We start from the raw sequence: 20,852 nt of genomic DNA on the forward strand, positions 1-20,852 counted from the left end.
CATGCGTCGGTTGACCCGGTGGGCCACCATTCCGGCATGCCCTCGCCGACCATTCCGGCCACCGCTCCCGTCCACCCGTCAGCCAGCACCTGGATGGCCCGCCTCGCGGTCGTGGCGGCGCTGCTCTTCTCGCTGGCGCGGGCGGCGATCGTGCTATCCGGTGGTCTGCGCTCGTCCGGGTGGGACCTCGCGCTGGTGATGACGCCGGTCCTGCTGGCCCTGCTGCTCCTCGCGGGGGTCGGGCTGAGCTTGCTGGGGCCGTGGCGGCGGCCGGTCCGGCTGGTCGTCGTGGGGCCGGGTCGGCTCCGGGCGCCCGCCACCCCGTCCGTCGGCTGGCTCGTCGCCGCACAGGTCATGGTCTTCACCGCAGCGATTACGCAGTTCGGCGTCGTCAGCGTCGACCTGCTTCGCGATCCTGACGCCCCGGAACCGTTCGGCTACCTGTTGGCCGTCGTGACGTGGCTCATGGCGGCGCTGTGGCTGCTGCTGCTGGTCGCGTTCGTGGTGGCGTTCTTCGACGGCCGCCCCCGGATGGACCTCACCCCGTCCGGGATCGAGTACCGCGACCTGCTGGGCCGTCGGCACATCGCGTGGGAGGCCCTGGCGCCGGGCACGCCGGTGCGGGAGCCCTCCGGGAACTCGTTGGTCCTCACGGTGGTCCGCCCCGAGTTGGTCGAGCGTCGTGGCCTGGCCTGGGGTTTGGCCGCCAGGCCCTGGCTGACGTTGAGCTATTTGTCGATCCATCCGTGGTTCCTGACCGATGTGCTGCGCTGGTATGTCGACCATCCGCAGGAGCGGACGGCGATCGGCACCGCAGCCGGCAACGAGCGGCTGTGCCGGGCGTTGGGCGTGGGCTGTTGAGGTCGTAACTGTGGGTGGTCGTCGCATCCAATGAGGTTCTGTCACCCTCTGTGGCGGCGCTGCAGGTGCCGTTCTGCGGGATTTGTCGCCGGCTCAGCCGCGTGACCAGCGAAAACCCCGTGAGTCAGGGCTGGCCGGGAACACTCCTTCACCCGCCTTTGCTCTGCAGCCATATACGCAACCGAGGACGGTGCGTGACTGTTGCGGGTATGGCTGCAGAGCAAAGTCATTCTCGCCCCTCCCTGTCGGGTGTGGATAATGTGACAGAGAGTGGTGGGTGGGTCGGGGCTGGTGGGCGATGAGCCGGCCAGGAGAGGGTTGTGGGCTGTGGTGAGGCCACCCGATGGTCAGCGCAGCCGGGGGAACACCTCGCGCTGATAGAGGTCGAACAGGCCCTGCCAATGGGGGCCGGTGTTGGCCAGGTAGAGCTCGTCGAAGCCGGCCTTGGCGTACCGGTCGATCATCTCCAGGTGGGCGTCCGGGTTGTTGCCGCAGATGAAGAACTCCTTCATCATCTCCGGCCGCACCAGCTGCGCGGCCTGCTCGAAGTACCGCGGCGACGCCAGCACCCGGGACAGCTCGCCCGGCACGCCCTCGTTCGGCCACTTCTCGTACGCGAGCCGCATGCCCTCGTCCTCGCTGTCGGCGTACGCCGCCTTGAAGCTGGCCTGGCACGGCTTGTCGCCGCCGCCGTTGTTCCGGAATCGGCGGACCATCTCCGGGTCGGGTTTGACGCTGATGTAGCCGTCGCCGATCCGGGCCGCCAGGTCGATGGACTTTGGGCCGAGGCCGGAGACGTAGACCGGCGGCGGCGTGTCCGGGCGGGTGTAGATCCGGGCGTGCTGGACGGTGTAGTGCCGCCCGTAGTGGTTGACGAAGTGGCCCCGCCACAGCTTGCGCATCACCTCCACCGCCTCCTCCAGCATTTCCAACCGGACGTCGAGCTGCGGCCAAGGGTCGCCGAGGATGTGTTCGTTCAGCGCCTCGCCGCTGCCGACGCCGAGGACGAACCGGCCGGAGTGCAGGACCGCGCTGGTGGCCGCGGCCTGGGCGATCACCGCCGGGTGGATCCGCACCGTGGGGCAGGTGACCGCCGTGGTCACCGGCAGTGAGCAGACCTGGCTGAGCGCACCGATCGTGGACCAGACGAAGGCACTCTGGCCCTGGGCGTCGACCCAGGGGTGGTAGTGGTCGGAGATCCAGAGCGCCGCGAAGCCGGCCTGCTCGGCGGCGCGTGCCTGCGCGAGCAGCTCCGCCGGGCCGTACTCCTCGCTGGCCAGCGCGAAACCAATCCTCATCGCTCCCCCCTCCGCGGGTGCCGGGCGCACCTTCGGACAGCGACGTACCCGGGAGGGCGCCGGCCCGAACGCCGTGGGGTCAGCGGCGGAACATCGCGCGGATCGCGATCAGCAGGAACAGGCCGCCGACCACCAGGCCGAGCAGGCGTACGCCGGGGATGTCCGCGGCGGAGGTGGCGTCGGCGAGCAGCGAGGGGGACATGGTCGCACTCTCGCACGGCCGGTCCGGGTACGCCAGGTGTTAACAGTAAGGATTGTTGACTATTACCGGGCTCGGTGTGAACAATGGCAGCACCGTCGCAGGCGGCGGGCCGTGGGGAGAAAAAGACGGGGGTACGACAGCGCATGAGCGAGCGGATCGTGGGAGCGACCGGAGACCTGGCGGCCCTCGCCGCCGCCGTCCTGCAACCCGGATTCGTCGGCGCCACCCCGCCGCCCTGGGTGCGCCGGTGGCTCGGCGAGGGGCTCGGCTCGGTGGTCCTCTTCGCCCGCAACATCGTCGACCACGACCAGGTCGCCGCGCTCACCGCGACGCTGCGGGCCGAGCGGCCCGACGTGATCGTGGCAGTCGACGAGGAGGCCGGCGACGTCACCCGGATCGAGTCCGCCCGGGGCAGCTCACGGCCCGGCAATTTCGCCCTGGGCGCCGTCGACGACGCAGGCCTGACCGAGGAGGTCGCCCGCGACCTGGGCGCCGAGCTGGCCGCCCTCGGGATCACCCTCGACTACGCCCCGGACGCCGACGTCAACTCCAACCCGGCCAACCCGGTCATCGGCGTCCGCTCGTTCGGCGCTGACCCGGCCCTGGTGGCCCGGCACACCGCCGCCTGGGTACGCGGGCTCCAGGCCGGCGGGGTGGCCGCCTGCGCCAAGCACTTCCCCGGCCACGGCGACACCCACGTCGACTCCCATCACGACCTGCCCCGCATCGACGGCGACCGGGCCCGGCTGGACGCGGTCGAGCTGGCGCCGTTCCGGGCCGCGGTGGCCGCCGGGGTGCAGGCGGTAATGACCGGGCACCTGCTGGTGCCGGCGCTGGACCCGGAGCTGCCGGCCACGCTCAGCCCGCGCATCCTCGGCGGCCTGCTCCGCGACGAGCTGGGCTTCCAGGGCGCGGTGGTGACCGACGCGGTGGAGATGCGGGCGGTCGCCGACCGGTACGGCTTCGCCGGGGCGGCGGTCCGCGCCCTCGCCGCCGGGGCGGACGCCATCTGCGTAGGCGGGGAGCGGGCCACCGAGGCGGACGCGATCGAGCTGCGCGACGCCATCGTCGCGGCGGTGATCGCCGGTCACCTGCCGGAGGAGCGGCTGGCCGAGGCGGCGAAACGGGTCGGCCAGCTCGCCGCCTGGACCGTCGCCGCCCGGGCGGGCCGGCCGGCGACCGCCCCCGCGGTCGACGGCTCGGCGATCGGGCTGGCCGCCGCCCGCCGCGCGGTGCGGGTGGTCACCGGCCGATCCGGGCTGCTGCCGCTGGCCGGCCCGGCCCACGTGGTGGAGTTCGTCCCGCCCCGCAACATCGCGATGGGCGCGGAGACCCCGTGGGGGATCGCCGCGCCGCTGACCGAACTCGTCCCCGGCACCACCACCGTCCGCTATGCAGAGAGTGATGCCGTCGCCGACCCGGCCGTCGGGGCGGCCGAGCGCCCCCTCGTGCTGGTAGTGCGGGACCTGCACCGGCACGACTGGATGCGGGACGCGGTGGCCCGGGCCCTCGCGGCCCGCCCGGACGGCGTGGTGGTCGAGCTGGGCGTCCCCGAGCTGGTGACCGGCGCGGTCCACCTGGCCACCCACGGCGCCACCCGGGCGGCCGCGTACGCCGCCGTCGAGCTGCTCACCGGCCTGCGCTGATCCGGCGGGCCAGGCCCCTCGGCGACGGTCAGGACTCGGCGACCACCAGGTCGGCGTACTCCGGGTGACGCTGGATGAACGCGGCCACGAAGGGGCACTGGGGCACCAGCCGGTCACCGCGTTCGCGGAGCTGGTCGAGGGTGCCCCGCACCAGCGCCTCGCCGATGCCCATGCCCCGATAGCGTTCGTCCACCTCGGTGTGCGTGAAGACCAGCACGCCGTTGCGTGGCAGGTACTCGGTGAACCCGGCCAGCGCGTCGTCGACCAGGATCTCGAAGCGGCGCTTGGCGGGGTCGTCCTCGACCAGGAAGCTCACCGAGCCATTCTCTCCCCGGCACCTGCCAGCCGGTAAGGGTCGCGGCACATTCATGCCGGGCGCGTTTGTTCCGCCGGTTTCGGGGGACCTGCTGGGCACGTCCCGGTTCCGGTCCGTCTTCGGCGGCCGAGCGTCCCGTGGTGCGCGGCCGGGCCGGCCACGCGCCGCAGGATTGACGGGCGGCGACTCCGGGCATACAGCGCGGGGGTGAGGAAAGGAGGACAGCATGGCTGACGTCGCGAGTCGCAGCACGTCCCGGAACGGGCACGAGCCGTCCACCGCAGAACTGGTGCAGCGGGCCACCGAGCAGGTCACCCGCCTGGTGCGGGACGAGCTGGCGCTGGCCCGGGCGGAACTGGCCCGCAAGGGCAAGCACGCGGGGATCGGGATCGGCCTGCTCGGCGGCGGCGGGATGATGGCCTTCTTCGGCGCCGGCGCGATGGTCGCCACGGTGATCCTGGTGCTGGCGCTGGTGCTGCCGGCGTGGGCGGCCGCCCTGATCGTGTCGGGGGCGCTCTTCCTGCTCGCCGGGATCCTCGCGTTGGTCGGCAAGCAGCAGCTCAGCCGTGCCGTCCCGCCGCTGCCGGAGTCGACGGTCCGCAGCGTACGGGCGGACCTCGACACCGTCGCCGCCGCGGTGCGGGACGGGAGGCGGGGATGACCGGCAACGGAACCGGGGATGTGGAGGCGCTCCGCGAGGAGATCCGCCGGACCCGGGTCGAATTGGGTGAGACGATGGAGCTGCTGGCCGCCCGGGCCGACGTGAAGGCCCGGCTGCGGGAGTCCGCCGAGCACGCGAAGGGGCGGATGCTCGCGCAGGCCGCCCAGACCATGGCCCGGGTGCGGGGGCAGGCGACGGGGAAGGCCCGGTCTACCCGGGAGCAGGCGGCGAGCAAGACCCGGCTCGCGCGCACGCAGGCGCACGAGAAGGGTGCGGTGGTCCGGCGGAGCCCGATGCCATGGGCGGTCGTCGCGGCCGGCGCGGTGGCGGCCGTGGTGGTGCTGCTGATCGTCCGGGGGAGGCGCAGGTGAGCAACAGGATCGGCAAGGCCGCGTACAAGCCGGTCGGCGTGCTGCTCGGCTTGGCCGCCGGTACGGTCGCCGGGGTCATCTTCCGGCAGGTGTGGCGGATGACGGCGGGCGACGGGGAGGCGCCCAGCGCCACCGATGAGGACCGGCGCTGGGGCGAGATCCTGGCCGCCGCGGCGTTGCAGGGGGCGATCTTCGCGATCGTCCGGGCCGCCGTGGACCGGGGCGGGGCGATGAGCGTACGCAAACTCACCGGGCACTGGCCCGACTGAACCGTCCGCGAAGCGGCCCTTTTCCCTGGTGGGAAGGGCCCTTTCGCATAGCCCGCCCGGCCCGGCCAGAGGACCCGCCGCAACCGTCAGGTCACATGTCGGAGAATTTCGTCGGGTAGGCTGTGCAGAGTTTTTGCGTACGTGGTTTGCTGTCTCACGCTGTTGAGAGACGCGTGGGTTGAGAGAAGTCTCCTTCACCGGGGGCCGCCTCAGGCGCCGCTGCTCGAAAACGGCCAATCGGCCGCACGGCATGCTCGGCCGCCAGTTTCAGAAGGAGATACACATGGCGCAGGGAACCGTGAAGTGGTTCAACGCTGACAAGGGCTTCGGCTTCATCACCGTCGACGGCGGGGGTGCTGACGTGTTCGTCCACTTCTCGGCCATCCAGTCCAGCGGCTACCGCACGCTGGAGGAGAACCAGCGGGTGGAGTTCGAGATCGCCCAGGGTCAGAAGGGTCCGCAGGCCGAGCAGGTCCGCCCCATCTGAGCACGGTGCCGGCCTACGCCGGATGCCGCGTAGCCCCGCGTCCCGTTTGGGAGGCGGGGCTTTCCGCGTTCCCGGGGGCATTGTCGACCTCAGGTGCGTCGGCGTCGGGCCCGGATACCGTAGTAGAGGGCGACGAGTCCGATCAGGACGACGACGGGGCCGACGATCGCCCAGATTCGTTGCCCGGTCATCGCGCTGTCGCCCGCGTAGCCCAGCCCCTGCACCGTCCAGAGCGCACCCAGCGCGACGGCCAGCAGCCCCAGGGCGAGCCGGAACCAGCCTCTCATCGTTTCCCCTCCGCCGACGGGCACCGACTCCAGGATGCCCCCGACGGCCGGCCCCCGGCGGCGCCGCGCCGATTCCGCCCGCGGGCCCGGGTCACCACCGGTCGTGCACCCGGGGCCGGATCAGGTCGTCGTAGGTCCGGCGGACGGCGTCCTGCTCCGCCCCGGTCAGCGGCGGCAGGTCGGCCGTCGCGGTGTTGCGCCGGGCCTGCGTGGCGTCGCGGGCGCCGGGGATGACCACGGTGACGCCGGGCTGGTCGAGGATCCAGCGGAGCGCGAACTGGGCCATCGTCCGGTCGTCGCCGACCAGCGGCGCCAGCCGGCGTACGGCGGCCAGGCCGAGGTCGTAGTCGACCCCGGAGAACGTCTCGCCGACGTCGAAGGACTCCCCGTGCCGGTTGAAGTTGCGGTGGTCGTCCGCCGGGAACGTGGTGCGCTCGTCGTACCGGCCGGAGAGCAGGCCGCTGGCCAGCGGCACCCGGGCGAGGATGCCCACCCCGGCCGTCGACGCCGCGGGCAGCACCCGTTCGAGCGGCTTGAGCCGGACCGCGTTGAGGATGATCTGCACGCTGGCCACGCCGGGGCGGGCGATGGCGGTGAGGGCCTGGTCGCAGGTCTCGACGCTGACCCCGTACCCGGCGATCCGCCGCTGCGCGACCAGGGTGTCCAGCGCGTCGAAGACCCGGTCGTCGGCGAAGACGGCGGTCGGCGGGCAGTGCAGCTGCACCAGGTCGAGGGTGTCCACGCCGAGGTTGGCCCGGGAGCGGTCGGTCCAGGCGCGGAAGTTGTCCAGGGTGTACGCCTCCGGCGTCTGCGGCACCCGTCGGCCCATCTTGGTGGCCACGGTCAGGCCGTGCCCGGGGTGCTCGCGCAGGAACCGGCCGATCAGCCGCTCGCTGCGGCCGTCGCCGTACACGTCGGCGGTGTCCAGAAAGGTGACACCGGCCTCGACGGCGGCGGCGAGCACCTCCATCGCCGCGCTCTCGCTGACCTGACCCCAGTCGGCGCCGAGCTGCCAGGTGCCGAGTCCGACGACGCCGACGTGCCGGCCGAGCCGGTCGAAGCTGCGCTGTTCCATGCGGGCAGCGTAATGAGCCGCTTGCCGGCGCGGGAGCCGGGCCGTAGTCTTTAACAAGACGTACGTACGGTTTGGAGAAATGTCATGTGGGACCCGATTACCTACCTGTGCTACGGCGACGAGCGCTCCCGGCCCTTCCACGACCTGATCGCCCGGGTTCCGGCCGAGCGTCCGCGGGCCGTGGTCGACCTCGGCTGCGGCCCCGGCACGCTCACCGTCACCCTGGCCGGGCGGTGGCCGGGGGCCCGGCTCAGCGGGATCGACTCGTCCCCGGAGATGATCGCGAAGGCGAGCGCGCTGGACTCCCCGGCCGCCTTCGCCGTCGGCGACGTACGCTCCTGGCGGCCGGAGCCCGACGTGGACGTGGTGGTCTGCAACGCGGTGCTCCAGTGGGTGCCGGGCCACCAGGAGCTGCTCACCCGCTGGGCCGCCGCGCTGCCGGCCGGGGCATGGCTGGCCTTTCAGGTGCCCGGCAACTTCGCCGCCCCGTCGCACCGCGCGCTGCGCGAGGTCGCCCGGAGTGACCGGTGGCGGGACACACTCGCTCCGCTGCTGCGCGAGGCACCCGTCGCCGACCCGGCCGACTACGCCGCGCTGCTGGTCGGTGCCGGCTGCGCGGTCGACGCCTGGGAGACTACGTACGTGCACCTGCTCCCGGCCGCCGTCGGCGCGGACCATCCGGTGCTGTCCTGGATGGAGGGGACCGCGCTGCGCCCGGTCCGGGCCGCGCTGGACCCCTCCGGCTGGGCCGATTTCCGCGCCGAGTTGGGCATCCGGCTCGCGCAGGATTATCCGGTGCGGCAGGGTCAGGTGTACTTCCCGTTCCGCCGGATCTTCGCGGTGGCCCGCACCGGCGCCCGCGCAGAGGAGACCTCGTGACCGACCTGCCCGCGTTCATCGCCGGACTGCCCAAGGTGGAGCTGCACGTGCACCACGTCGGCTCCGCCTCGCCCCGGATCGTCGCCGAGCTGGCCGCCCGGCACGAGGGGAACAGTCCGGTACCGGCCGACCCGGAGCGGCTTGCCGACTACTTCGCGTTCCGCGACTTCGCCCACTTCGTCGAGGTCTACCTCAGCGTCGTGGATCTGATCCGCGACCCGGAGGACGTCTGGATCCTCACCCACGAGGTGGCCCGGGAGCTGGCCCGCCAGCAGGTCCGGTACGCCGAGCTGACCGTCACGCCGTACTCGCACGTGAGCCGGGGAATCCCGGCGCCGGCGTTCTGCGAAGCGATCGAGGACGCCCGCAAACGGGCCGAGGCGGACTTCGGCATCGCGCTGCGCTGGTGCTTCGACATTCCCGGCGAGGCCGGGCTGCCGGCCGCCGAGGAGACCCTGCGGGTCGCGCTGGAGCAGCAACCGGCCGGGCTGATCAGTTTCGGCCTCGGCGGCCCCGAGATCGGGGTGCCCCGGCCGCAGTTCAAGCCCTACTTCGACCGGGCTCGGGCCGCCGGGCTGCGCTCGGTGCCGCACGCGGGCGAGACCACCGGCCCGGAGACGATCTGGGACGCGCTGCGCGAGTTGGGCGCGGAGCGGATCGGCCATGGCATTTCTGCCGCGCTCGACCCCGAGCTGCTCGCCCACCTCGCCCAGCGGCAGATCGCGTTGGAGGTCTGCCCCACCTCCAACGTCCGGACCCGGGCGGTGGCGAGCCTCGACGAGCACCCGTTGCCACAGTTGGTCGAGGCCGGGGTGCTGGTCACCATCAACTCGGACGACCCGCCGATGTTCGGCACCACCCTGAACGACGAGTACGCCGTCGCCGCCCGGCTGCTGGGGCTCGGCCCGGACGGGCTGGCCGCGCTGGCCCGCGCCGCGGTCACCGCGTCGTTCCTGGAGCCGGCGGAGCAGGCCCGGATCAGCGGCGAGATCGACGCCTACCTGGCGAGTGCGCCTCGCTGAGAGGGCCGCCACCGCACATCGCCGGACGCGGCCCGAGGTGCGGTCGAGGAGGGAGTGGCGCGCGACGGGAGCGAGGTGTGGGGGGACCGATACTCCCGCCGCGCGCACGGCCCCGCCGGCCAAGGGTGGTGCTGGGGGCGTCCGGCCGACGGAACTGCTGGTTTCGGTCTGATCCTGGCACCCGGCCGGGCCGGCACGGCCGTGGTTAACCCAGATCTAAGGAAGATTTGCGCCGGGCCACAGCCACGACCCGGCGACGGTCAGCGCCGGCGGGGCAGGCGGCGGCTCTTCTGCTCCCGGACGTCCCGGGCCATCCGGCCGACCAGCCCGAACCGGTTGACCTGCCGGGGCGTCGCCTCCGGGTCGGCCAGCAGCATCACCACGCTGGCCCCGCCGAGCCGGGCCCGGTCGATGCTGACCGACCCGGAGGCCTGCAACGCGACCCGCCGGGCGATGTCCAGCCCGAGCCCGGTGGAGCCCTGGTCGCTGGCGCCCCGGCACAGCGCCCGGTCCGGGTTGGCGATGCCGGGGCCGGCGTCGTCGATGCGGATCGCCACCCAGCCGTCCCGGCGGCTGACGGCCACCTCGAACGCCGTGCCCTGCGGGGTGTAGCGGAAGACGTTGCCGATCACCGCGTCGAGCGCGGCGGCCAGCTCGGCCCGGGCCACCGGCGCCGGGATACGCAGCTGGGCGCCGACCACCCGGTGCGGCCGGTGCTGGTCGCCCGCGAGGGCCGACCAGAAGACCATCCGCTCCCGGACCACCTCGCTGACGTCGCACGTCGCCGGTCCGGTCTCCTGGCTGACCGCCTTGCGGGTGGTCTTGATCAGCTGGTCGACCTCGCCCTCCAGGGTGACGATCGCCTGGCGGATCCGCCGGATGCCGCGCCGGCGGTCCAGTTCGGCCTCGCTGAACGTCCCGATGCTGGTGTCGTCCGACTCCAACGCCTCCGCGTCCAGCCGCAGCGCGGTCAGCGGGGTGCGCAGCCGGTGCGACAGGTCCGCGACGAGTTCCCGCTCGTCGGCGCGGAGCGCGACCAGCCGCTCCGCCATCCGGTTGAACGCGTACCCGGCCTCGGCCAGCTCCCGCGGGCCGGCCGGCTCGACCCGTACGCCGAGTTCGCCGTCGCCGACGGCGAGGGCCGCCTTGACCAGTTCGCCGGTGGCGGACACCGCCCGCGCGGCGATCCGGTCGACCACGATCACCGCGGCCCCCACCAGCGCCGCCGCCACCGCGAACAGCAACAGCCAGCGCCGGCCGGAACCCTCGTCCAGCACCCGGTCGGGGACGAAGACCTCCACCACGGCGACCTGGTCGCCGAGCACCACCGGGTCCAGCCGGAGCAGCCCGCCGGGCACGTCGGTGACCAGCGAGCGCCGGTCGGCGCGGGTCCGGGCCAGCGCCGCCGCGTCTGCGCGGCCACCGGACTCGTCACCGCCGATGCCGTGTACGACCGGCCGTAGCGCCGGGTCATCGGCGCTGGCCGCGACCGCACGTCCGACGACCTCCGGGTCGGTGCTGGCGGCGAGCGCGCCGGTGACCAGGGCGCTGCGCCGGGCCGCGTCCGCCAGCTTCTCCTGCCGCGACTGGTCGCCGAGGCTGAACCCGAGGGGTACGAGGAAGGCGAGCGCGACGAGGCTGCACATGCCGGCCGTGAGCCAGGCCAGCGCGGTCCTCAGTCCGGCGCCACCAGCCGGAAGCCGACCCCCCGCACGGTGCGCAGGTAGCGCGGCTTCGCCGCGGACTCGCCCATTTTGCGGCGCAGCCAATAGAGGTGAACGTCGATGGTCTGGTCCTCGCCGACCGAGGGCTGCCGCCATACCTCCTCCAAGAGTTCCCGCCGGGACACCACTCGACCGGGACGCGCGGCGAGATACGCCAGCAGATCGAATTCCTTGCGGGTCAGCGCCAGGGGCTGCCCGTCCAGCACCGCGCTGCGTTCGCCCACGTCAACCCGCAGCCCGCCGACGGTGTGCACGGCGGGCGCGACGGTGCGGCTGGCCCGGCCCGCCCGGCGCAGCACGGTGGTGATCCGGGCGTCCAGGTGGGCACCGGTGAACGGCTTGACCATGTAGTCGTCGGCGCCCGCCCGGAGCAGCCGTACCACCGACTGCTCGTCGTCGCGGGCGGTGGCGATGATGATCGGCACGTCGGTGATCCCGCGCAGCATCCGCAGCGCGTCCGAGCCGTCCAGGTCGGGCAGGCCGAGGTCGAGCACGACCAGGTCGGGAATCTCGGCGGCGACCCGACGCAGCGCGTCCAGCGCCGTGCCGACGGCGTGTACGGCGTGGCCCCGGTCGGTGAGGGACCGCAGCATCGCGCCGCGTACGACGTGATCGTCTTCGACCAGGAGGACGGTGGCCACGTCAGAACGGTACTCGGCCTGGCAAGGTCGGCGCGTTGCGGCAGGTGCGGGAAGCGGGCAAGCTGTGACGACGATGACGTTCACCCTGTTCCCCGACACCCGGCTGGCGCTCGCCCGCGACAGCCTCGCCGGGCTGTCGGTCGGTGACGCCCTCGGCAGCCAGTTCTTCGTCCCTGGCCGGCACCCGGGCGACCTCGCCGCGGGCCGGCTGCCGCCCCCGCCGTGGGCGTGGACCGACGACACGGAGATGGCCTGTTCCGTGGTGGCCGCGCTGGGCGAGGCGGGACGGGTCGAGCGGGATTCGCTGGCACTCGCCTTCGCCGAGCGCTGCGAGCCGTACCGCGGCTACGGCCCGGGCGCGGTGACCGTTCTGCGGTTGATCCGCACCGGTACGCCGTGGCCGGTGGCCGCCGCGTCCGCGTTCGACGGGCAGGGCTCCTGCGGCAACGGCGCCGCCATGCGGGTCGCCCCGCTCGGCGCCTGGCACGCCGACTCGACCCGGCACGCCGCCGACCAGGCCCGCGCCTCCGCCGAGGTGACCCACGCCCACCCGGAGGGGATCGCCGGGGCGGTCGCGGTGGCGGTGGCCGCCTCGCTCGCCGCCCGGGCCCGGCTGGACGGGGACCGGCCCGAACCGGCCCGGCTGCTGGGCGCGGTGGCCACCGCCCTGGACCCGGGCGGCGAACTGCACCGGGGCGTACGCCGGGCCGCCGCGCTGCTCGGTCACTCCGCGACAAGGGTCGTCGACATGCTCGGCAACGGCTCCCGGGTGACCGCGCAGGACACCGTCCCGTTCACCCTCTGGGTCGCCGCCACGCACCTGCATGACTACCCGGCCGCGATCCGGGTCTGCGTCGAGGCGGGTGGGGACGTGGACACCACGGCGGCCATCGTCGGCGGCGTGGTGGCCGCGTACACCGGTGTCGGCACGCCGCGTGGGGTGCCTGACGACTGGCTCGCCGCCCGCGAGCCGTTGCCCGCCTGGCTCCCTGCCTGACCCTCCCGTCCTCCGCAAGATCCGCCCGGCGGGTCGCCGGCGAGCTGGGTCTTCTGGCCAGCCCGCGTGGCCAGACCTGCTCGGCCGCTACGAACTTGATGACGTGAGTGAATCGCCGGGCAGCGGTGGCGGAGGAGGAGTCTCGTCGGGTACGCCGGGCGAGGTGGTGGTCGGTCGGCGGGCCCAGCCGAGGAAGCGATCAAAGAGCTGCCCGGGCTCGGGCGCGTGGTCCGGGTGCAGGATGCGCAGCTCGCCGGCTGCGTCGTGCAGCATCCCGCCCAGGTAGACCAGCAGCGCCACCCGGTCGTTGGCGTACTCGCGCAGCAGGGTGAGCCGGGCGGTCGGGCAGGGCCAGGGGGCGGTGCAGGCGCGGCAGAGCCAGAGCGGCCGGATCGGCGTGTGTGGTCTGGTCACCAGCGGCCGCCGTTGGCTCGCCAGGTCTGTGCCGGGGTGAGCCAGCCGGCCCGCCCGACCTGTGGGTTCGCGATGGTCACCTCGTTCCACCATCGGTTGTTCGGTGGCGGTGTGGGCGGCTCGGTGGGGATCGGCGCGTGCCGATCCGGGCAGGCGCTCCAGCGCAGGCCGCACGAGCACCAGCGCCGCCATCGCCGCCAGGTCCGCCGGTGCCGGGGCGCGAGCGGCACCGGCCCCGCGTTCCGTCGCGACCACATCCTCACCACCCCCCATCCGGTACGCGGACCAGCGCCTCACCGCGTTCCGCGAGCCGGTCGATCACGCCGTCGGGCAGGCCGCGCGAGCGCAGCACCCGTCGTCCCCACCGGTGCAGCAGGCAGGGGTACGGGGTCCGGTCGCTGCGGCACAGCGGGCCGGTGGGCCACTCCTCGGGTGCGTGGACCAGCACCGCTCGGATGGCGAGCTTGACGTCTTCCACCGTGACGACCCATGGCATCGGTAGTTCGCCGATCACCTTTTCCATCGCGTCGATCGGTTCATCGACCACTGACCGCACGCTGTCCCACCTCTCGTCAGGGTGCGGCACCGAGACGGGCGGGGTCGGCCGTGCGCGCATGATCGGCCGGAGCCCGGCTCCCGCCCCGGGCCTGCTCACGGGCCCGTCGACATCAGGTCGCGGGCATGGGGTGGCACCCGGCCGACTACCGGGGGAGTGGCCGGGCGGGTGGTCCTACGGGGTGACCAGCTCGCGGTTTGCAGACCAGGTGAGCGGGTCGGCACGAACTTATACTTAGTACTGTGCATGGGTCAACCACCAAGTACCTCTTACTTGTCGGTAGAAGCAGGGCGTGATCAAATGGCGGGGCAGACCAGGGAGAGCAGATGCCCGCCAAGCCCAAGTGGGCGCAGCTCGCGGACCTCATCCGCGAGCAGATCGCGTCCGGAGAACTCGCCCCAGGCGACAAGTTGCCATCCACCGCACAGCTCTGTAGCCAGCATGGTGTGTCGGCGGGAGTGGTCAATCACGCCATGATCGTGCTCAAGACCGAGGGATTGGTCGAAGGGGTGCACGGTCTCGGCGTCTTCGTCAAGGAGCCGCCGGGCGAGCAGGCGTAGCCCGTTCCGCCACGTACGGAAAGTGCCCCTTCTGCCCGCCAAAGCCAATTGGGCGCAGATCGCGGACCAGATCCGTGAGCGGATTCGGGCGACAGGCGATTCTCGTCCTGCGGATGCAGGGCTGGGTGGAGGGCGTGCACGGCGTCGGCGTGTTCGTCGCTGAGCAACTGCCGGATGGGCGGGAATCATCCTGAGAGCGACATGACTCAGAGTCATAAATATTTCTCACAGTCATGTCGCTTTCGAGCGCACGTCGGCCTTCCGCACGACACGCCCGAGAGTGTCCACCGGGCTGCCGGCTCGCGCCCCGACCGGTAGCCCGGCGGGGGAGATCAGGCCGAATGCTCGCGTTCGGGACAGCGCGGCGTCGCCGACGGTGTGGAAAGCCGGACCGATAGCATCGCAGGGGCCGGTAACCGGCAGAGATTTTCCCATCGACGACAGGAGTCACCGTGTCCGCACCCCGTACCCCCGTCGTGGCCGACCCCGTCGTCGTCGCCGCCGGGACGACGGCGGCCGACGCGGTGGCCGCGGCCGGGCTGCCCACCAGCGGCCCGAAGGCGATCGTGGTGGTTCGCGACCCGCAGGGCCAGCTGCGCGACTTGGACTGGAAGCCGGCCGAGGAGACCACGGTCGAGCCGGTCGCCATCGACTCGCCGGACGGGCTGAACGTGCTGCGCCACTCCACCGCGCACGTGCTGGCCCAGGCCGTGCAGGACGTCTTCCCCGAGGCGAAGCTCGGCATCGGCCCGCCGATCGAGAACGGCTTCTACTACGACTTCGGCGTCGACAAGCCGTTCCAGCCGGACGACCTGGCGAAGCTCGAGAAGCGGATGCAGGAGATCGTCAAGTCCGGCCAGCGGTTCCGCCGGCGCCGGTTCAGCAGCCTGGACGAGGCGCGGGGCGAGCTGGCCGCCGAGCCGTTCAAGCTGGAGCTGATCGAGGTCAAGGGGGAGGGGCTGGACTCCTCCGAGGTGATGGAGGTGGGCGGCGGCGAGCTGACCATCTACGACAACCTCGCCGCGAACGAGGACAAGGTCTGCTGGTCCGACCTGTGCCGCGGGCCGCACCTGCCGAACACCCGGCTGATCGGCGCGTTCAAGCTGATGCGCTCGGCCGCCGCGTACTGGCGAGGGTCGGAGAAGAACCCGCAGCTCCAGCGGGTGTACGGCACCGCGTGGCCGACCCGGGACGAGCTGAAGGCATACCTGAAGCTGTTGGAGGAGGCCGCCCGGCGCGACCACCGCAAGCTCGGCGCGGACCTGGACCTGTTCAGCTTCCCCGACGAGATCGGCTCGGGCCTGGCCGTCTTCCACCCCAAGGGCGGCGTGCTCAAGCGGGTGATGGAGGACTACGTCCGCACCCGGCACATCGAGGAGGGCTTCCAGTACGTCGGGACGCCGCACATCTCGAAGGAAGGCCTCTTCCACACCTCGGGCCACCTGCCCTACTACAAGGACACGATGTTCCCTCCGATGGAGATGGAGGGCAGCGACTACTACCTCAAGGCGATGAACTGCCCGATGCACAACCTGATCTACAGGTCGCGCGGGCGGTCCTACCGCGAGCTGCCGATCCGGCTGTTCGAGTTCGGGTCGGTCTACCGGTACGAGAAGTCCGGCGTGATCCACGGCCTCACCCGGGTACGCGGCTTCACCCAGGACGACTCGCACTCCTACTGCACTAAGGAGCAGGCGCCGGGCGAGGTCAAGCACCTGCTGGGCTTCGTGCTCAGCCTGCTGCGGGACTTCGGCATCGACGACTTCTACCTGGAGCTGTCGACCCGCGACGAATCCCGGCCCGACAAGTTCGTCGGCTCGGACGAGGACTGGGCGACCGCGACCGCGGTGCTGGAGCAGTGCGCGCGGGAGACCGGGCTGGACCTGGTGCCCGACCCGGGCGGCGCGGCGTTCTACGGCCCGAAGATCTCGGTGCAGGCCAAGGACGCGATCGGCCGCACCTGGCAGATGTCGACGATCCAGTACGACTTCAACCAGCCGAAGGGCTTCGGGCTGGAGTACCAGGCGACCGACGGCAGCCGGCAGCAGCCGGTGATGATCCACTGCGCCAAGTTCGGGTCGATCGAGCGTTTCATCGGCGTGCTCACCGAGCACTACGCCGGGGCGTTCCCGGCCTGGCTGGCCCCGGTGCAGGTGGTGGGCATCCCGATTCGCGACGAGCACGCCGACTACCTTCAGGACTTCGTCACGACGCTGCGGGCCGAGGGGATCCGGGCCGATGTCGACTTCGGCGACGACCGGATGCAGAAGAAGATCCGCAACGCCCAGCAGCAGAAGATCCCGTTCATGGTGATCGCCGGCGATGACGACGTGGCCGCCGGCACGGTGTCCTTCCGTTACCGGGACGGGTCGCAGCGCAACGGCGTGCCGGTGGCCGAGGCGGTCGCCCACGTGCTCGACGTGGTCGGGTCCCGGACCAACTCGGGGCCCGCGGCGCAGAGCTGACCGTCCGGCGGGGCGAGCCCGGGCACCGGGCCGGCCCCGCCGGCGGCTGGCGTCCGGTGGCGGTGATCGTAGGATCGGCCTGTGACTGGGGCGGATCGGCACTTCGACAGCGGCACCGACAGCGGCACTGGCAACGGTCTGGCGGACGGCCTGGAACGGCTCTGGACGCCACACCGGATGACCTACATCTCCGGCGAGGACCGGCCCGCGGGCGGTTACGACAAGCCCGCGGGCTGCCCGTTCTGCCTGGCCCCCGGCCTGCCCCCGGACGAGAGCCTGGTCGTCGCCCGGGGCGAGCACGTCTTCGCGGTGCTCAATCTCTACCCGTACAACCCGGGGCACCTGCTGGTCTGCCCGTACCGGCACGTCGCCGACTACACCGAGTTGGACGCGCCGGAGACCGCCGAGCTGGCGGCGTTCACCAAGGACGCCATGCGGGTGGTCCGCCGGGTCTCCAACGCGCACGGCTTCAACCTGGGCATGAACCAGGGCGGTGTGGCCGGCGCCGGCATCGCCGCCCACCTGCACCAGCACGTGGTGCCGCGCTGGGGCGGGGACGCCAACTTCATGCCGGTCATCGGCCGGACGAAGGTGCTGCCGCAGTTGCTCGCCGACACCCGGGATCTGCTCGCCAAGGCCTGGCCGGCCTGACCGGGCGCGAAGCAGTCCGACCCGCGATCGTTCAGCGCCACCGGTTGCGGGCCCGGGTCGGCCGGCGGCGCGCGCCGGTGGCGGTCCGCCGGGCCGTCTCGGCCCGGGCGGTGGCGAGTTCGGCCCGGGCGGCGAGGTGGCGCAGCCGTCCCTCGACCATTCGGTCGCCGTGTCGGGCAATCCACACGCAGAGGGCAGCCAGCGGCAGTTCGACCAGCGCGGCCAGCAGCACGGACAGCACCAGGTCCGGCCCGGCGGGGGTGGTGACGACGTCGAACCAGGCGTCCACCACCAGCATGGTCGCGGTGGCGCTGGCCGCCAGCCCCAACTGCCGGTGCCCCCGGTACGCGTGCACCGCGGTCAACGCCAGCAGCGCCACCAACCCCAGGTCGAAGCCCACCCAGGCGACCCGGTAGTGCACGGTCATCGGGTGCCGGGGCAGGGTCAGTCCCAGGTAGCCGATCCAGGGCAGAGTGAGCAGCGCCAGCACCGCGAAGGTGGGTGCCACCCAGCGGGGCAGCGGTCGTACCGTCGTCGCCCGCGCATCCTGTCTCGCCGCCGTGCCCATCGTTTCTCCTGGCCGCGGTAGTGCCTCGCCGCCAAGATCGGCGAACCCCCCGGAGCGTCTCCCTCGACAGTACGATCTTCCGCATGGCCCTGCTGCATCGCGCGGAACTACGCCCGTCCAAGCTCGATCTGCTCGCCACCTGGCTGCCCGGCCGCCCCTGGTTCGCCGGGGCCGCCGGCGCCGACGTCACCCGGGTGGCGTCCTACCGCTTCGACGACCCGGCCGGGGAGGTGGGGATCGAGACCCTGCTCGTCCGGGCCGGCGACGGCCCGGTCCTGCAGGTGCCGCTCACCTATCGGGGTGCGCCGTTGGACGGCGCCGACGAGTGGCTGGTCGGCACCATGGAGCACTCGGCGTTGGGCTCCCGTTGGGTGTACGACGCCTGCGCCGACCCGATCTACCCGCCCGCTCTGGCCGCCGCCGTCCTCGCCGGAGCCGGCCAGGCGGAGGAGTACTTCGAGGTGGACGGGGTGCGGGACGTCCGCCCGCCGAGCATGACCGTGACCGGCGGCCGCGCCCATGGGGTCGAGCCGCCGGCCGTCGGCGCGCCGCGGGAGGTGGTCGACGGCGAGCCCACGCTGATCCGGGCCGACCACGTCGAGCTGGCCGTCGTCCGGCGCCCGGCCCCTGGCGCGGCCCCCTCCGAGGCCGCCCTGACCGGTGCCTGGCCCGGCCAGCCGACCCCTCTCGTCCTGGCGTACGCCCGCTGACCTGAATCGCGGCAGGTGGCTGGGGTCAGCTCCGGGCCGCGTGTTCCTTGCGGACCTGCTCGGCCAGGTGGGCGGGCATCGGTTCGTACCGGGCGAGCTCGCGGCGGAAGGTGCCGGTGCCGGCGGTCATCGAGCGCAGTTCGACTGCGTACCGGAGCAGTTCGGTGGCGGGCACCTCGGCGCGGACCAGTGTGCGCCCCTCGGCCTCCGGATCGGGTTCGGTGCCGAGCACCCGCCCGCGCCGGCCGGAGAGATCGCCCATCACCGCGCCCACCGACGGGTCGGGCACCCGGATGGTCACCTCGTCGACCGGCTCCAGCAGCGTCGGCTGGCCCTTCTCGGCGGCGTCGCGCAGCGCGAGCGCACCCGCGGTCTGGAACGCCGCGTCGGAGGAGTCGACGCTGTGCGCCTTGCCGTCGAAGAGGGTCACCCGCAGGTCCGTCACCGGGCAGCCGGCGACCAGACCGCGTTCCATCTGCGCCCGGACGCCCTTCTCCACCGACGGGATGTAGTTGTGCGGCACCGCGCCGCCGACCACCTTGTCCACGAACTCGAAGCCCGCGCCGCGCGGCAGCGGTTCGACCTTGATGTCGCAGACCGCGTACTGGCCGTGGCCGCCGGACTGCTTGACGTGCCGGCCGTGGCCCTTGGCGCCGACGTTGAACGTCTCGCGCAGCGCCACCCGGACCGGCTCGGTCTCCAGCTCCACCCCGCCCGAGCGCAGGCGCTCGAGCACCACGTCGGCGTGCGCCTCGCCCATGCACCAGAGCACCAACTGGTGGGTCTCGGCGTTGCGCTCCAGCCGCAGTGTCGGATCGCCGGCCACCAGCCGGGCGAGGTTGCGCGCGAGGGCGTCCTCGTCGGCCCGGCTCTTGGCCACGATCGCCACCGGCAGCAGCGGCTCCGGCATCTCCCACGGGGCGATGAGCAGTGGCTCCTCCTTGGCGGAGATGGTGTCGCCGGTCTCCGCGCTGCCCGACTTGGTGATCGCGCAGATGTCTCCGGCGACGACGGCGGGCACCTCGCGCAGCGTCGCGCCGAGCGGGCTGTAGAGGTGGCCGGCCCGCTCGTCGGCGTCGTGGTCGGGGTGGCCGCGCTCGGCCATGCCGTGCCCGGACACGTGGATCACCTGGTCGGGGCGGAGCGTGCCGGAGAAGACCCGGACCAGGGACACCCGCCCGACGTGCCGGTCGACGGTCGTCTTGACCACCTCGGCGACCAGCGGGCCGTCCGGGTCGCAGAGCAGCGGCGGCCGGGGCGAGCCGTCCACCCCGACGACCGCCGGGAGCTCGTGCTCCAGCGGCGACGGGAACGCCGACACCAGGCCGTCGAGCAGCACGTCCAGACCGACACCGGTCTCGGCACAGACCGGCACCACCGGGTAGAAGTGCCCCCGCGCCACCGCCTTCTCCAGGTCGGTGACGAGCACCTCCGGGTCGATCTCCTCGCCACCGAGGTAGCGGTCCATCAGGGTCTCGTCCTCGCTCTCCGCGATGATCCCCTCGATCAGCTCGTTGCGTGCCTCGACGATGGCGGGCAGGTGCTCGGGGTCCGGCTCGCGCACGGCGGCCGGCAGCCCGTTGGAGTAGTCGAAGACCCGCCGGGCGATCAGCCCCATCAGGCCGACGATCGACACGCCGTCGTCGCCGAGCATCGGCAGGTGAAGCGGGAGCACGTTGTCGCCGAAGACGCGCTGGCAGAGCGCCACCGCCTCGTCGAAGTCGGCGCGCGGGTGATCCAGCCGGGCCACCGCGACCGCGCGTGGCATGTCGACCGCGGCGCACTCCTCCCAGAGCGCGGCGGTGGCCGCGTCCATCCCGTCGACGGCGGAGACCACGAAGAGCGCCGCGTCGGCGGCCCGCAGGCCGGCCCGCAGTTCGCCGACGAAGTCGCCGTAGCCGGGGGTGTCCAGGAGGTTGACCTTGACGTCCCGGTGCAGCAGTGGGGCACAGCACAGGCTCACCGAACGCTGCTGGCGTACGGCGGCGGGGTCGTGGTCGCAGACGGTGGTGCCCTCGGTGACGGTGCCCGCGCGGCCGATCGTGCCGCTGGCCGTGAGCAACGCCTCGACCAGCGTGGTCTTGCCCGCGCCAGAGTGCCCGACCAGCACCACGTTGCGAACCCTGCCGGGCTCGGTCACCACCGGCGCGCCGCCGGTGACACCCTTCTCCTGATTTTTCTGCGCCATCGCG

The 20,852-nt window shown here is 72.7% G+C and carries 25 protein-coding genes; 13 read left to right on the forward strand and 12 right to left on the reverse strand.

Going from position 1 to position 20,852, the window contains the following annotated elements:
• The first annotated feature begins 36 nt into the window (after nucleotides 1-36).
• Nucleotides 37-861 (forward strand): PH domain-containing protein, encoded by an 825-nt coding sequence (locus AB0C02_RS16045; RefSeq protein ID WP_357548729.1) that lies wholly within the window; start codon nucleotides 37-39, stop codon nucleotides 859-861.
• A gap of 347 nt (nucleotides 862-1,208) precedes the next feature.
• Here AB0C02_RS16045 and AB0C02_RS16050 read toward each other — a convergent pair whose 3' ends face one another.
• Both AB0C02_RS16050 and AB0C02_RS16055 read right to left on the reverse strand, forming a co-directional pair.
• The gene (locus AB0C02_RS16050) at nucleotides 1,209-2,159 is read right to left on the reverse strand and encodes a TIGR03557 family F420-dependent LLM class oxidoreductase (RefSeq protein WP_357548730.1); all 951 of its coding nucleotides are present in this window, start codon (nucleotides 2,157-2,159) and stop codon (nucleotides 1,209-1,211) included.
• A gap of 79 nt (nucleotides 2,160-2,238) precedes the next feature.
• Nucleotides 2,239-2,361 (reverse strand): hypothetical protein, encoded by a 123-nt coding sequence (locus AB0C02_RS16055; protein WP_357548731.1) that lies wholly within the window; start codon nucleotides 2,359-2,361, stop codon nucleotides 2,239-2,241.
• Between the two features lie 143 nt (nucleotides 2,362-2,504).
• On the opposite strand from AB0C02_RS16055, the gene AB0C02_RS16060 reads away from it, so the two are divergent.
• Nucleotides 2,505-4,007: a glycoside hydrolase family 3 N-terminal domain-containing protein gene (locus AB0C02_RS16060; protein WP_357548732.1), complete on the forward strand. Its 1,503-nt coding sequence runs from the start codon at nucleotides 2,505-2,507 to the stop codon at nucleotides 4,005-4,007.
• A 28-nt stretch (nucleotides 4,008-4,035) separates the two neighbouring features.
• Here AB0C02_RS16060 and AB0C02_RS16065 read toward each other — a convergent pair whose 3' ends face one another.
• Nucleotides 4,036-4,323 carry a GNAT family N-acetyltransferase gene (locus AB0C02_RS16065; RefSeq protein ID WP_357548733.1) on the reverse strand — a complete coding sequence of 96 codons (288 nt, stop codon included), beginning with the start codon at nucleotides 4,321-4,323 and terminating at the stop codon, nucleotides 4,036-4,038.
• A 226-nt stretch (nucleotides 4,324-4,549) separates the two neighbouring features.
• On the opposite strand from AB0C02_RS16065, the gene AB0C02_RS16070 reads away from it, so the two are divergent.
• From AB0C02_RS16070 to AB0C02_RS16085, 4 genes are all read left to right on the forward strand, one after another.
• Nucleotides 4,550-4,984 (forward strand): phage holin family protein, encoded by a 435-nt coding sequence (locus AB0C02_RS16070; RefSeq protein ID WP_357548734.1) that lies wholly within the window; start codon nucleotides 4,550-4,552, stop codon nucleotides 4,982-4,984.
• Nucleotides 4,981-5,355, forward strand: coding sequence for a DUF3618 domain-containing protein (locus tag AB0C02_RS16075; RefSeq protein ID WP_357548735.1), 375 nt, complete (start codon nucleotides 4,981-4,983; stop codon nucleotides 5,353-5,355). Before AB0C02_RS16070 ends, AB0C02_RS16075 begins: the two co-directional genes overlap by 4 nt.
• Nucleotides 5,352-5,624: a DUF4235 domain-containing protein gene (locus tag AB0C02_RS16080; protein ID WP_357548736.1), complete on the forward strand. Its 273-nt coding sequence runs from the start codon at nucleotides 5,352-5,354 to the stop codon at nucleotides 5,622-5,624. The genes AB0C02_RS16075 and AB0C02_RS16080 overlap by 4 nt, the downstream gene beginning before the upstream one ends.
• 283 nt (nucleotides 5,625-5,907) lie before the next feature.
• The gene (locus AB0C02_RS16085; protein WP_091424054.1) at nucleotides 5,908-6,111 is read left to right on the forward strand and encodes a cold-shock protein; all 204 of its coding nucleotides are present in this window, start codon (nucleotides 5,908-5,910) and stop codon (nucleotides 6,109-6,111) included.
• 89 nt (nucleotides 6,112-6,200) lie between these two features.
• Here the strand turns inward: AB0C02_RS16085 and AB0C02_RS16090 are convergent, their stop codons facing one another.
• Both AB0C02_RS16090 and AB0C02_RS16095 read right to left on the reverse strand, forming a co-directional pair.
• Nucleotides 6,201-6,398 (reverse strand): hypothetical protein, encoded by a 198-nt coding sequence (locus tag AB0C02_RS16090; protein ID WP_357548737.1) that lies wholly within the window; start codon nucleotides 6,396-6,398, stop codon nucleotides 6,201-6,203.
• Nucleotides 6,399-6,489: 91 nt separating this feature from the next.
• Nucleotides 6,490-7,473 carry an aldo/keto reductase gene (locus tag AB0C02_RS16095; RefSeq protein ID WP_357548738.1) on the reverse strand — a complete coding sequence of 328 codons (984 nt, stop codon included), beginning with the start codon at nucleotides 7,471-7,473 and terminating at the stop codon, nucleotides 6,490-6,492.
• A gap of 84 nt (nucleotides 7,474-7,557) precedes the next feature.
• On the opposite strand from AB0C02_RS16095, the gene AB0C02_RS16100 reads away from it, so the two are divergent.
• Together AB0C02_RS16100 and AB0C02_RS16105 are read left to right on the forward strand one after the other, a co-directional pair.
• On the forward strand, nucleotides 7,558-8,352 hold the full coding sequence (locus AB0C02_RS16100) for a trans-aconitate 2-methyltransferase (RefSeq protein ID WP_357548739.1): 795 nt from the start codon (nucleotides 7,558-7,560) through the stop codon (nucleotides 8,350-8,352).
• Nucleotides 8,349-9,374 carry an adenosine deaminase gene (locus AB0C02_RS16105; protein ID WP_357548740.1) on the forward strand — a complete coding sequence of 342 codons (1,026 nt, stop codon included), beginning with the start codon at nucleotides 8,349-8,351 and terminating at the stop codon, nucleotides 9,372-9,374. Before AB0C02_RS16100 ends, AB0C02_RS16105 begins: the two co-directional genes overlap by 4 nt.
• A gap of 260 nt (nucleotides 9,375-9,634) precedes the next feature.
• Here the strand turns inward: AB0C02_RS16105 and AB0C02_RS16110 are convergent, their stop codons facing one another.
• Together AB0C02_RS16110 and AB0C02_RS16115 are read right to left on the reverse strand one after the other, a co-directional pair.
• Nucleotides 9,635-11,020, reverse strand: a complete 1,386-nt coding sequence (locus tag AB0C02_RS16110) for a HAMP domain-containing sensor histidine kinase (protein ID WP_357548741.1) — start codon at nucleotides 11,018-11,020, stop codon at nucleotides 9,635-9,637.
• A gap of 29 nt (nucleotides 11,021-11,049) precedes the next feature.
• Nucleotides 11,050-11,739: a response regulator transcription factor gene (locus tag AB0C02_RS16115; RefSeq protein WP_357548742.1), complete on the reverse strand. Its 690-nt coding sequence runs from the start codon at nucleotides 11,737-11,739 to the stop codon at nucleotides 11,050-11,052.
• 73 nt (nucleotides 11,740-11,812) lie between these two features.
• On the opposite strand from AB0C02_RS16115, the gene AB0C02_RS16120 reads away from it, so the two are divergent.
• Nucleotides 11,813-12,736 carry an ADP-ribosylglycohydrolase family protein gene (locus tag AB0C02_RS16120; RefSeq protein ID WP_357548743.1) on the forward strand — a complete coding sequence of 308 codons (924 nt, stop codon included), beginning with the start codon at nucleotides 11,813-11,815 and terminating at the stop codon, nucleotides 12,734-12,736.
• A gap of 87 nt (nucleotides 12,737-12,823) precedes the next feature.
• Here AB0C02_RS16120 and AB0C02_RS16125 read toward each other — a convergent pair whose 3' ends face one another.
• From AB0C02_RS16125 to AB0C02_RS16135, 3 genes are read right to left on the reverse strand one after another with little or no spacing between them, the layout of a single operon-like run.
• Complete coding sequence (locus AB0C02_RS16125) at nucleotides 12,824-13,153, reverse strand: hypothetical protein (protein ID WP_357548775.1); 330 nt, start codon at nucleotides 13,151-13,153, stop codon at nucleotides 12,824-12,826.
• The gene (locus tag AB0C02_RS16130; protein WP_357548744.1) at nucleotides 13,147-13,407 is read right to left on the reverse strand and encodes a hypothetical protein; all 261 of its coding nucleotides are present in this window, start codon (nucleotides 13,405-13,407) and stop codon (nucleotides 13,147-13,149) included. The genes AB0C02_RS16125 and AB0C02_RS16130 overlap by 7 nt, the downstream gene beginning before the upstream one ends.
• A gap of 2 nt (nucleotides 13,408-13,409) precedes the next feature.
• The gene (locus AB0C02_RS16135) at nucleotides 13,410-13,697 is read right to left on the reverse strand and encodes a hypothetical protein (RefSeq protein WP_357548745.1); all 288 of its coding nucleotides are present in this window, start codon (nucleotides 13,695-13,697) and stop codon (nucleotides 13,410-13,412) included.
• Between the two features lie 335 nt (nucleotides 13,698-14,032).
• Here AB0C02_RS16135 and AB0C02_RS16140 point away from each other — a divergent pair, with 335 nt between their 5' ends.
• From AB0C02_RS16140 to AB0C02_RS16150, 3 genes are all read left to right on the forward strand, one after another.
• Nucleotides 14,033-14,266 carry a winged helix-turn-helix domain-containing protein gene (locus tag AB0C02_RS16140; RefSeq protein ID WP_357548746.1) on the forward strand — a complete coding sequence of 78 codons (234 nt, stop codon included), beginning with the start codon at nucleotides 14,033-14,035 and terminating at the stop codon, nucleotides 14,264-14,266.
• Nucleotides 14,267-14,718: 452 nt separating this feature from the next.
• Entirely contained in the window at nucleotides 14,719-16,731 is a 2,013-nt protein-coding gene (gene thrS / locus AB0C02_RS16145) for a threonine--tRNA ligase (protein ID WP_357548747.1), read from the forward strand.
• A 138-nt stretch (nucleotides 16,732-16,869) separates the two neighbouring features.
• Nucleotides 16,870-17,382 carry an HIT domain-containing protein gene (locus AB0C02_RS16150; protein ID WP_357548776.1) on the forward strand — a complete coding sequence of 171 codons (513 nt, stop codon included), beginning with the start codon at nucleotides 16,870-16,872 and terminating at the stop codon, nucleotides 17,380-17,382.
• A 31-nt stretch (nucleotides 17,383-17,413) separates the two neighbouring features.
• On the opposite strand, the gene AB0C02_RS16155 is transcribed toward AB0C02_RS16150, so the two are convergent.
• Nucleotides 17,414-17,950, reverse strand: coding sequence for a hypothetical protein (locus tag AB0C02_RS16155; protein ID WP_357548748.1), 537 nt, complete (start codon nucleotides 17,948-17,950; stop codon nucleotides 17,414-17,416).
• An 83-nt stretch (nucleotides 17,951-18,033) separates the two neighbouring features.
• Here AB0C02_RS16155 and AB0C02_RS16160 point away from each other — a divergent pair, with 83 nt between their 5' ends.
• Nucleotides 18,034-18,660 carry a hypothetical protein gene (locus AB0C02_RS16160; protein ID WP_357548749.1) on the forward strand — a complete coding sequence of 209 codons (627 nt, stop codon included), beginning with the start codon at nucleotides 18,034-18,036 and terminating at the stop codon, nucleotides 18,658-18,660.
• Nucleotides 18,661-18,685: 25 nt separating this feature from the next.
• On the opposite strand, the gene AB0C02_RS16165 is transcribed toward AB0C02_RS16160, so the two are convergent.
• A complete protein-coding gene (locus tag AB0C02_RS16165) occupies nucleotides 18,686-20,848 on the reverse strand; it encodes an elongation factor G-like protein EF-G2 (RefSeq protein WP_357548750.1) in 2,163 nt (720 codons plus the stop codon).
• Nucleotides 20,849-20,852 lie beyond the last annotated feature (4 nt).

It is taken from the genome of Micromonospora sp. NPDC048999 (assembly GCF_040649295.1).
In the GTDB taxonomy this organism is placed as follows: domain Bacteria; phylum Actinomycetota; class Actinomycetes; order Mycobacteriales; family Micromonosporaceae; genus Micromonospora.